Consider the following 10,299-nt stretch of genomic DNA (forward strand, 5'->3'; position numbering starts at 1 on the left):
ATTTTCCAATTTCAATTTTCAAAGCGGTAAATAATTATCATTATTATAACCAACCTGCCTTTCTAAATTTATGATAGAGATATAGGCAGACTGCCAAGACCGTGCCGATGACCATAAAATAGCCGTATTTCCAATGAAGTTCGGGCATGAAATCAAAGTTCATGCCGTACACCCCCGCCACGGCAGTCGGCACGGCGGCGATACCTGCCCAAGCGGCGAGTTTTCGTACCACGTCGTTCTGTCCCATGGTGACCATTGCCATGTAGGTGTCCATGGCGACTGAGAGCATCTCGTTAAGACCGTTCACCGCATCAATGGAGCGGAGCAGGTGGTCGTTCACGTCACGAAAGTAGGGCTTGGCAGCGGCAGGAAAGGCGGAGACCAGCTCGTTTTTTTTGTGGTTGATAAAAAAGTTACACACGTCTTGGACGGGCAGAATCACCGCACGCATGTGTACCAGTTGTGATTTTAGCTCGTACAGGCTTTTTAGGGTGGATTTGCTAAACTCATACGAGAAAATGTTACGCTCTTGCTCACGCAAATAGTTGCCCAAACGGTCGGTAATCGGCAGGTAGTTATCGACAATAAAGTCCAAAATGGCGTGCAGAACAAAAATCGGGCCTAGGCGAAGTTTCTCGGGTCGTCTGTGGCAATGCTCACGCACGGGGGTGTAGGAGTTGGACGCCCCACGCCGTACGCTGATGATGAAGTTTTTGCCCATAAAAATGGCGGTCGTGCCATAGCGGATGTAGTTGTCTTCGAGCTTGGCGGTACGCACGACCACGAAAATGGTGTCGTTGCCATAGCTTTCGACTTTGGGGCGTTGGTGGTCGGCAAAGGCGTCTTCTAGGGCAAGTTCGTGTAAATCAAAGGCGTCTTGGACTTCCTTGACTGTCTCAAAACTGGGGTCGTGTAGCCCAAGCCAGATGAATTGGCTGTTGTTAGTCAGTTGGCGACTGACTTCATCGATGGCGAGTGTGGCAACAGGCTCGCCCGTCTTACGAGAGTAGGCGTAGCAGACGACGGTTTCGTTGTCGCCTGAGTTCTCTTCTAGGTCTTCAAAACGGTCAGCATCGGGGTCATAGACCGTCATGGTCTCGATGGTGTCTTCATCGGTGGCGTCAGCGTCGCCGTAGATGTAGCTGTCTTCTTCGTCGTGGAGATTTAGGTCGTCATCAGGCTCGCTGGGCACATCGGCAGGCTCAAACAGCTCTTCTTGTAGGGGTGTGGTGGGTGTTTTTGTTGTAGGCGTGGTGTGTGGCATGCCGTCCCCTAAAAATCAAAATAAATAAGCAAATGCGATATTATAGCAAGATTTGCTTTGTTGTGGCAAAAATTTGTTGGTCGGTATAAACAAAATTTCATGGTTTTTTGTGGCTAATGGGGGGCTAAAAGTGGTAAAATAAGCCAAATTTTAACCTTGATATGACAATATGAAAATCTACCTAGCACGAAACAACGTCCAAGCAGGGCCTTATAGCTTAGATGAACTAAACCGCATGCTCCTATCGGGCGAAGTTGCCTTGACTGACCTGATGTGGCACACGGGCATGAGCGAGTGGCAGACGGTCGGACAGATGACAGGCGGGGTCTATACTTATCAGCCGTCTGTGCAAACACCGCCCAGCCCAAAACCCCCCACTGCCAAGCCTGAACAGCGGGGCTTTGGTGATAATGTCGATTTTGTCAAAGACAAGCCTGAGCAAAAGCGGGTATCGGTTGCCGAACTCTATGGGCGTAAACCCATACAAGACCCCAACGTCAGTCAGAATAACGAGCCAAGACGAACTGAGTCAAATACCCGTCCGACCAAAGAGCGGATGGCAAGCGTGCCAAAAGATGATGGCACGATAGAGTATGCCAGTATTTTGGCTCGCTTTTCGGCATTTGCCATTAATGTGGCACTGTATATCTTGGCACTGTTGCCACTCATCATGGCGTTCATGCAGGTGGTGGATGTCAATGAGATAGCACGCCACGCCCAAGATTATCAAGCCTTGCAAGCGTATAGCCAAAGTTTAGTGGATAAAGTGTCAAAGACTACGGTCATGATAAGTAATCTTATGTTTTTGGTGTTGCTTGGCATTCAGCTACTGCTCATCATCATGCGTGGGCAATCGTTTGGCAAACTGGTTATGGGTATTCGTGTCGTGGACGAAAAAACAGGCAAATTACCCAGTTTTGGCACGCTTGTATTTATGCGGACTTTGTTTTTGATTGCGGTGTATGCAATTGGGGCGAGTATTATGTCAGGACTACCTGCGATGGGAATGCTTGCGGTAAATTATGGCATGGCAAAAGCTAATGATAAAAATCAAGGCTGGCATGATAAAATGACCAAAACTTTAACGGTAAAAGCCAAACCTTCACAATTGGATAAAACCAAAAAATAATTCTTGATATTTTATTAAAGTGTAGGGGCGAATCACATTCGCCCTTAATTAAAAATTTAATCAAACCAATACAGCTTTTTAAATTTTATTTTCAAAAAATAAATTATCAATACCCATTTTTAATTTATGAACATAAAAACATGAATACCAATCTTACCCAAGACCAATTAACCGCCTTAAACAAAGTACAACTGCCTGATGATTGGAAATTTGCCTTAGCGGATATATTGTTATCGCCTGTCATGAATAATTTGCGTACTTTTTTGCAAAACCAATACGCCCAAGGCAAAACGATTTATCCACCAAAATCACAAATTTTTAATGCCCTAAATACTACGCCCTTATCAGCCGTCAAAGTTGTGATACTCGGGCAAGACCCCTATCATGGGGCAGGGCAGGCTATGGGGCTGTCGTTTAGCGTGCCAAAAATCATCCCCAAACCGCCAAGCCTTGCCAATATTTTAAAGGAACTTGCCACCGATTTGGGCATTCCTGTCTCAGCTCATGGCGATTTGACCCATTGGGCAAATCAGGGAGTATTGCTACTAAACGCCACATTGACGGTAGAAAATGGGCAAGCAGGCTCGCACCAAGGCAAAGGCTGGGAAGAATTTACGGACGCGGTGATAGATGTCATCAACCGCCAAACCGACCGCACGGTTTTTATCCTGTGGGGCAGTTATGCCAAGAAAAAAGGACGGTTTATTGACACCTCTCGCCATCTGATTTTAACCGCCAATCATCCATCCCCCTTGTCGGCTAATCGTGGCGGATTTTTTGGCTCTCGTCCGTTTTCGCAAGCTAATGATTATCTTGTCAGACACGGTAAAGGGGAGATTGATTGGGCGTTGCCACAGTAATGGCGTATCGTGAAATTGTGCGTGAAATTGTGCCTAAAATGGCGTGTGATTTGCCAAATTTTAGTTCCTTAAAATTTTGGTTGCCTACCGATGTAGCCATGATGAACCAAGCCCTAATCCTTGCCAGACGTGGGGCGGAGCATGGCGAGATACCTGTGGGGGCGGTGGTGGTGCATGACGGGCAGATTTTGGGCGAAGGCTTTAATTGCCCGATTAGCACGCATGACCCCACGCACCATGCCGAGATTGTCGCCTTGCGTCAGGCGTGCCAAAGGTTGCAAAATTACCGCTTGCCGATGGGTAGTACGCTGTATGTTACGTTAGAGCCGTGCACCATGTGTTTTGGTTCGCTTATTCATGCCCGTGTCAGCCGTGTGGTGTTTGGGGCGTATGAGCCAAAGGCAGGGGCGGTGGCAAGCCAATTAACCCTTGCCAAAGAGCCGTTTTATAATCACATCATCAATATTCAAGGTGGACTTTTGGCAAATGAAAGCTCAATGATGTTAAGCCAATTTTTTAAACAAAGACGAGCCGATAAGAAAAAGGCAAAAATTGAAAGTCGGTTAAATGGCGAGCATTGATTTTTTTAATTCTATTTTTATGGCATTTTAATTTAGGGTGTGCCTGCCCTTTATAACACAATTTAAAATATAGAAATGTTTTAGAAATGAAACAGTGTTTTTGCATGAAAAACATGCGGTTTTCCTCATTTTTCATGGCAAATACAAAAGGCAGGCACGCCCTAATGTCTTATAAAAAGTTGGGTATTGTTACTTAATTATACCTTTATTTTAAAAAATTCTTAAATTTATACACCCAAGAAACTTTAAAATTACTACAAATACAATGATGTGTGGACGTAGGGGCGTGCTGAGCACGCCTTGTATAGTAATATCATCAAAGGGTGTGCTCAGCACACCCCTACAAACCCGTGGTAAATATCAAGTTGGTTGGGTGTACTTAAAGGAGAAATACCATGGCAACCCCACAATCCATTACCCCAAAAATCATCACCATTGACGGTCCATCAGGTGCAGGTAAAGGCACGGTGGCATATCGCCTTGCTGAGCATTTTGGTTTTGAGCTGTTAGATAGCGGTGCGTTGTATCGCATTGTTGGGCTAATGGCATTTAAAAACGGTTTGCTTGACGGTGCTGATATTGACGAGCAAAAAGTTGCCAAATTAACTAAGTCTTTACACCCATCTTTTCGCCCCAACACCGCCACAAAAACGGTGGAAATCCTAGTGGACAACATCCCCCTAACGGACGACATTCGCAACGAAATCGTGGGCGGATATGCGTCCCGTGTCGCTGTGTTGCCAAGCGTGCGGACGGCTTTGTTTGACCTACAAAAAAACATGGCAAAAGACAGAGCAGGACTTGTGGCAGACGGGCGAGACATGGGGACGGTGATTTTCCCCGATGCTCCTGTCAAGGTATTTTTGACCGCAAGCACCAAAGCTCGTGCCGACAGACGGGTGTTGCAATTACAAATGGCAGGCAAAGTGGCGGATTATGATGCGATTTTATCCGACATCATCGCCCGAGATGAGCGAGACGAAAACCGTGCCGTTGCCCCAAGTCGGCCCGCTGCAGACGCCCTTATCATTGATAGCTCGGACAAATCAGCGGATGCGGTGCTTGATGAGATTTTGGCATTTGCACAGGGTAAGCTGTGATAACGCTTGCCCCGCTTAGCACCATGCACCAAGATGAGCTGTCTTATGCGTTGGGCGATGAGCAAAAGCAGTTTACCACCTTGCCAAAAGACTGGTTTGATGATGAGCGTGCAGATGCTTATAAGGTGGTGATTTTGGATGATGAGTTATGTCGGGCAGTGGGATTTTTTGTGCTGGATTTTGGGCGGGATAAATACCACTACACTGACAATCCCAATGCCGTCCTGCTTCGCTCTATGTCTATGAATCCTGCTTTTCAAGGTATGGGCTATGCCAAAAATGCTCTGGATGTTAAACGCTTACAAGAGTTTTGTAAAATGCACATTTCTCTTTGCGATGAGTTTGTACTTGGGGTAAATCACGCCAATGTGTCCGCCCAAAGACTTTATGAAAAGGTAGGTTTTATAAGGCAAGCACGAACCGTTATGGGGCAAAAGGGCGAGCAGTGGGTATATTGTCTTAAAATAAATCGCTATCTATTTTAATAATTATCTGATATAATTGTTGCGTTTATCATATTTTTGTGTTGCTATTTGAGTCAAAACCAGCATCTCTCAATAGCACACATCACTTGAACCGTACTGTGCTGGACAGGCTACGGCTATTTTTAAGGTATACATAATGGTATCATTTGCTGAACTGTTTGAACAAAGCAATGCAAACGAAGTAAAAGTTGAAATTGGTGCAGTTATCCAAGGTCAAGTTGTTGCGATTGACAACGACTGGATTACCGTGGACACAGGTCTAAAATCAGAAGGCATCATCGAGCGTGGCGAGTTTCTAAACGAAGCGGGCGAGCTTGAAGTTGCTGTTGGTGACACTGTGGACGTGGTTATCGAAAAAGTTGATAACGGCATGGGTCAAACAGTGCTTTCTCGTGAAAAAGCAAAACGTGAAGAAAGCTGGCGTGCACTTGAACAACTTCATGAGAATGACGAAATTGTTACTGGTCTTATCTCATCCAAGGTTAAAGGTGGCTTTACTGTTGAGATTGGTTCTGTGCGTGCGTTCCTACCAGGTTCATTGGTGGATGTACGTCCTATCCGTGAGACCACTCATCTTGAAGGCAAAGAACTAGAATTTAAAGTCATCAAGATTGACAAAGTTCGTAATAACATCGTAGTATCTCGCCGTGCCGTTATGGAAGCTGAAAATAGTGCTGAGCGTGATGAACTGCTTGCCAAACTAGAAGAAGGCATGGAAGTTCAAGGTATCGTTAAGAACCTAACTGATTATGGTGCGTTCGTTGACCTAGGTGGTATTGACGGTCTGCTACACATCACTGACATGGCGTGGAAGCGTATCAAGCACCCATCAGAAGCGGTAGAAGTGGGTCAAGAGCTTAAAGTTAAAGTATTGAAGTTCGACCGTGAGCGTAACCGTGTTAGCCTAGGTCTAAAACAGCTTGGGTCTGACCCATGGGGCGAAGTTGAACAAACTTACCCAGTTGGCACCATCACCAAAGCTCGTGTAACTAACCTAACTGATTATGGCTGTTTTGCTGAGATTGCCGAAGGTATTGAAGGTTTGGTACACGTTTCTGAGATGGACCACACCAACAAAAACATTCACCCATCAAAAGTTGTCCAAGTGGGTGATGAAGTGAATGTGATGGTTCTTGAAATTGATGGTGAGCGTCGTCGCATCAGCCTAGGTATCAAGCAAACCATGCCAAACCCATGGGAAGAGTTTGATAAGAAATACTCAAAAGGCGACAAAATCACTGGTACTATCAAATCAATCACTGACTTTGGTCTGTTCATTGGTCTAGAAGGTGGTATTGATGGTTTGGTTCACTTGTCTGACATTTCTTGGAATGAGTCTGGCGAAGAAGCCATCCGTAGCTACACCAAAGGCGACACCGTAGAAGCCCAAGTGCTACAAGTGGATGCTGAAGGTAACCGTATCAGCCTAGGTATCAAACAGCTTAACTCTGACACATTTAACGAATACCTATCTGCCAATGAGCGTGGTGCCATCGTTAAAGGTACAGTCAAAGAAGTAGATGCTAAAGGTGCAGTTATTACTCTAGCGGATGACGTAGAAGGCTACCTGGCCGCTGCCGACATCACTCGTGAGCGTACCGAAGACGCATCAAAAGTGCTAAGCGTGGGCGATGAAGTGGAAGCTAAAATCGTTCGTGCCGACCGCAAAGCTCGCAATATCACTTTGTCTATCAAAGCCAAAGACGAAGCCGATGAGCGTCAAGCACTAAAAGAGCTGTCAAATGCAGCCACTGAAAATCAGCCAAAAACCTTGGGCGACATCTTTGCCGACCAACTAAAAGGCTAATCGCTGATTTATCGGAAGACCTTGAAGTGATTCAAGGTCTTTTTTTGGATTAAATATTTGAAAATTAACAAAAAATTGATTTTATTTTTGGCGAAATTGCGGTATGATGACACTTTAACTTGAACCTTGCTCATCGGTAATTTTGTTGTGAATTTGAGTAAGGTGTGGTTCAAAAGGTGAAAAAATGCAAGAAATCAAGCAAGAGAACAAGTCTAGCCATAACAGCGAAGATGTGATGAAAAAGTCAGATTTGATTGCAAACGTGGCATCTAAATGTGATAACTTAGAAGAGATGGCAGTTGATGAGGCGGTGCGTGAGATTTTGGACATGATGACATATAGCATTGCCAAAGACGAGCGAGTAGAAGTTCGAGGTTTTGGCAGTTTTTGTTTACATCATCGTGATGCCCGCAGAGCTCGCAACCCCAGAACGGGCGAATATGTGGATGTAGAAGCCAAAGCCGTGCCACACTTCAAACCAGGCAAAGCGTTGCGTGAGCTTGTAGATATTCATAACAGATAAGGTATCTTATGTCTTTATTTATCATTATTTTATTGGTGCTGTTTTTTGGCTATGCCATTGCCTTGGTACTTGCCAATAACAGCGAGATTGCGGTTAATCTGCTGTTCTCACAGGTGCCAACCACGAATTTGGGGTTATTGCTTGTCCTAACCATTGCTTTGGGTGTCTTCATTGGTATCTTGTTGTCGGTGCTACTATTTAGGGTGCTACAAAATAAGCTAGAAATCCGCCGTTTGCGTAAAGAAAAGGCAGATTTGCAAGCCAAATTAGACGAAGCAAATGTCGTGATTGAGCATTCTCGTCAGTCGCATATCTTGGCGGATGAAACCAAAGTTACCGCCCCTGAGCAGACCGTCACAACCATAGAATCTGACACTCGCTCCCTGTCTGATACTCGTCCTTTATAATCATTACTTTTAAGACAAAGAACCATGCAAATAAATACACATACCCCAATCACATCTCCCATCATCGTTGCAGTGGACAAGCATGATTTACCATCAGCTTTGGCACTTGCGGACAGCTTAGATCCGAGTCTATGTCGTTTAAAGGTGGGCAAAGAGCTGTTTACTGCTTGTGGTAGAGAGGTGGTGGATGCGTTTCATGAGCGTGGATTTCAAGTTTTTTTGGATTTAAAATTCCATGATATTCCCAATACTACCGCCCAGGCGGTCTTGGCGGCGGCTGACATGGGTGTGTGGATGGTAAATGTGCATGCATCCATCGGTTCCGATGCGATGGCACTGTGTAAGGCACGCCTAAATGACGGTGGTTATGATACCCTGCTCATCGCAGTGACGGTACTAACATCAATGACACAAGATGTACTCGGTGAGCTTGGGGTGCAAGGCACGCTAGATGAGCATGTCATGCGACTGGCGGGTTTGATTCATCGTGCGGGGCTTGATGGGGTGGTTTGCTCTGCCAAAGAAGCGTCGCTTTTAAAATCTAAATTTGGGCAGGCGTTCAAACTCATTACCCCCGGTATTCGCCTGCCTGATGATGGTCAGGATGACCAAAAACGCATTTGCACGCCCAAAGAAGCCTTGGATAATGGTTCGGATTATTTGGTGATTGGGCGTTCTATTACCCAAGCTGATGAGCCAAGACAGAAATTGGCTAAGATTTTACAGACGATTTAGGGCTGTTTATCAATATTTTAGCGTTGTTGGGACGTGCCTGCCTTTGGCATTTGCAATGAAAAATGAGAAAAATCGCCCATCTTTCATGCAAAAATTGATTGAAATTTTCAAGTTTTCATCTTATTATTTTATAAGAATGTTATCAATGGTAAGCACGCCCCAATTAAAACAAACTATTTTCAATGCTCTCTTTGATGGTTGAACCTATATATTTTACCTTAGATGCTGTAATAACAGCAGTTTGTGTTAGATGTAATTCGTCGGGTCCTTCTCATCTTGTCTGCCAACATCATTAAAAAATGCCCCAAGCACATTATCTCTTGCGGTATTATAATGGGCGAATGCCTGACAAGTGGTAGTTAAGTCGCCTTGCCAAGTAGGTATCACGCTTTTCATCTTGCCAAAGCGGTTTGGTACGTCAGGCATACCTTTGGCAAATTCTACCGCAAGGACAGCATCATCACGGCTATTGCAAACGAGTGCCATGTCGCACCCTGCGTCTATGGCGGATTTGACCCGAGCGGTGACGTCCCCTGCGACATGGGCGGCTTTCATGGACAAATCGTCCGAGAACAGCACGCCATCATAACCCATTTTATCCCGTAAAATCTCTTGGAGCCATACCTTTGAAAAACCTGCTGGCTTGTCATCAATTTGACTAAAAATGACATGAGCAGGCATCAGGGCGGACAGTTTGGCTAAGTTATTTTTAAAACTGATTAAATCACACCCCCAAATCTCATCAAGCGAGCGGGTATCCACCGCATCGGATACGTGCGAGTCAGGGGCGATAGAGCCATGACCAGGGAAGTGTTTGCCCGTGGCTTTCATGCCTGCATCATTCATGCCATCTATAAAGCGTGATGATAGGGCGGTAACGGCTTGGGGGTCGGCATGAAACGCACGGTCGCCAATGACAAGGCTACACCCATTGATGTCCAGTACAGGGGCAAAGCTAATGTCCACGCCCACGGCAAGCACTTCACACGCCATGAGATACCCTGTATCATAGGCAAGCGATAGAGCAAGCTGTTGATTTGTATCATAAATCTCACCCAGTCGCCCCATGGCGGGTAAGGGCGTAAAACCGTCCCTAAATCGTGCCACTCGTCCGCCTTCTTGGTCAGCACTGATGATAAGGCGTGGATTGACCACTCGCATGCTGTCGGTCAAGGCTCGCACTTGGGCGGGGTCTTGTACATTGCGTTTAAATAAAATCACCCCGCCTAAGGCATCATTCGCCAAAAATGCCTTGTCGTCATCGGTCAAAACCAAACCGTCCACGTCCGCCATGATGATACCAGTTGCCATAAATCGCCCCATGAGAATTTAAAAGGCTTATTATGCCATGAAACCGCAAAAACACCACAAAATCTGTGTAACTTTTTCGGTATTGTTAAAAACAAAT

At 45.5% G+C, this 10,299-nt stretch carries 11 protein-coding genes; 9 read left to right on the top strand and 2 right to left on the bottom strand.

Annotated elements, in window-relative coordinates:
• Positions 1-43: 43 nt before the first annotated feature.
• On the bottom strand, positions 44-1,264 hold the full coding sequence (gene corA, locus B5J93_RS09220) for a magnesium/cobalt transporter CorA (protein ID WP_079326121.1): 1,221 nt from the start codon (positions 1,262-1,264) through the stop codon (positions 44-46).
• 169 nt (positions 1,265-1,433) lie between these two features.
• Between corA and B5J93_RS09225 the strand changes: the two genes are divergently transcribed.
• From B5J93_RS09225 to pyrF, 9 genes are all read left to right on the top strand, one after another.
• The gene (locus B5J93_RS09225; RefSeq protein ID WP_079326122.1) at positions 1,434-2,393 is read left to right on the top strand and encodes an RDD family protein; all 960 of its coding nucleotides are present in this window, start codon (positions 1,434-1,436) and stop codon (positions 2,391-2,393) included.
• 140 nt (positions 2,394-2,533) lie between these two features.
• The gene (ung, locus tag B5J93_RS09230) at positions 2,534-3,253 is read left to right on the top strand and encodes a uracil-DNA glycosylase (RefSeq protein WP_079326123.1); all 720 of its coding nucleotides are present in this window, start codon (positions 2,534-2,536) and stop codon (positions 3,251-3,253) included.
• Entirely contained in the window at positions 3,235-3,834 is a 600-nt protein-coding gene (gene tadA, locus B5J93_RS09235; RefSeq protein ID WP_420811407.1) for a tRNA adenosine(34) deaminase TadA, read from the top strand. The genes ung and tadA overlap by 19 nt, the downstream gene beginning before the upstream one ends.
• A 395-nt stretch (positions 3,835-4,229) precedes the next feature.
• Complete coding sequence (gene cmk, locus B5J93_RS09240) at positions 4,230-4,934, top strand: (d)CMP kinase (protein WP_079326124.1); 705 nt, start codon at positions 4,230-4,232, stop codon at positions 4,932-4,934.
• Positions 4,931-5,419: a GNAT family N-acetyltransferase gene (locus B5J93_RS09245; protein WP_079326125.1), complete on the top strand. Its 489-nt coding sequence runs from the start codon at positions 4,931-4,933 to the stop codon at positions 5,417-5,419. Before cmk ends, B5J93_RS09245 begins: the two co-directional genes overlap by 4 nt.
• A gap of 133 nt (positions 5,420-5,552) precedes the next feature.
• On the top strand, positions 5,553-7,226 hold the full coding sequence (gene rpsA / locus B5J93_RS09250) for a 30S ribosomal protein S1 (protein ID WP_115236880.1): 1,674 nt from the start codon (positions 5,553-5,555) through the stop codon (positions 7,224-7,226).
• 184 nt (positions 7,227-7,410) lie between these two features.
• Entirely contained in the window at positions 7,411-7,749 is a 339-nt protein-coding gene (locus B5J93_RS09255) for an integration host factor subunit beta (protein WP_167346510.1), read from the top strand.
• Positions 7,750-7,757: 8 nt separating this feature from the next.
• Positions 7,758-8,156 (top strand): lipopolysaccharide assembly protein LapA domain-containing protein, encoded by a 399-nt coding sequence (locus tag B5J93_RS09260; protein ID WP_079326127.1) that lies wholly within the window; start codon positions 7,758-7,760, stop codon positions 8,154-8,156.
• 24 nt (positions 8,157-8,180) lie between these two features.
• Positions 8,181-8,891 carry an orotidine-5'-phosphate decarboxylase gene (gene pyrF, locus B5J93_RS09265; RefSeq protein WP_079326128.1) on the top strand — a complete coding sequence of 237 codons (711 nt, stop codon included), beginning with the start codon at positions 8,181-8,183 and terminating at the stop codon, positions 8,889-8,891.
• Between the two features lie 246 nt (positions 8,892-9,137).
• Here the strand turns inward: pyrF and nagZ are convergent, their stop codons facing one another.
• On the bottom strand, positions 9,138-10,202 hold the full coding sequence (gene nagZ / locus B5J93_RS09270; protein ID WP_079326129.1) for a beta-N-acetylhexosaminidase: 1,065 nt from the start codon (positions 10,200-10,202) through the stop codon (positions 9,138-9,140).
• Between the last annotated feature and the right edge of the window lie 97 nt (positions 10,203-10,299).

This window comes from Moraxella equi (assembly GCF_002027555.1).
GTDB lineage: Bacteria > Pseudomonadota > Gammaproteobacteria > Pseudomonadales > Moraxellaceae > Moraxella > Moraxella equi.

Excerpts from the sequence above, each read along its gene's own strand:
- corA (WP_079326121.1), bottom strand. The coding sequence starts at position 1,264 with ATGCCACACACCACGCCTACAACAAAAACACCCACCACACCCCTACAA.
- B5J93_RS09225 (WP_079326122.1), top strand. The coding sequence starts at position 1,434 with ATGAAAATCTACCTAGCACGAAACAACGTCCAAGCAGGGCCTTATAGC.
- ung (WP_079326123.1), top strand. The coding sequence starts at position 2,534 with ATGAATACCAATCTTACCCAAGACCAATTAACCGCCTTAAACAAAGTA.
- cmk (WP_079326124.1), top strand. The coding sequence starts at position 4,230 with ATGGCAACCCCACAATCCATTACCCCAAAAATCATCACCATTGACGGT.
- B5J93_RS09255 (WP_167346510.1), top strand. The coding sequence starts at position 7,411 with ATGCAAGAAATCAAGCAAGAGAACAAGTCTAGCCATAACAGCGAAGAT.
- B5J93_RS09260 (WP_079326127.1), top strand. The coding sequence starts at position 7,758 with ATGTCTTTATTTATCATTATTTTATTGGTGCTGTTTTTTGGCTATGCC.
- pyrF (WP_079326128.1), top strand. The coding sequence starts at position 8,181 with ATGCAAATAAATACACATACCCCAATCACATCTCCCATCATCGTTGCA.
- nagZ (WP_079326129.1), bottom strand. The coding sequence starts at position 10,202 with ATGGCAACTGGTATCATCATGGCGGACGTGGACGGTTTGGTTTTGACC.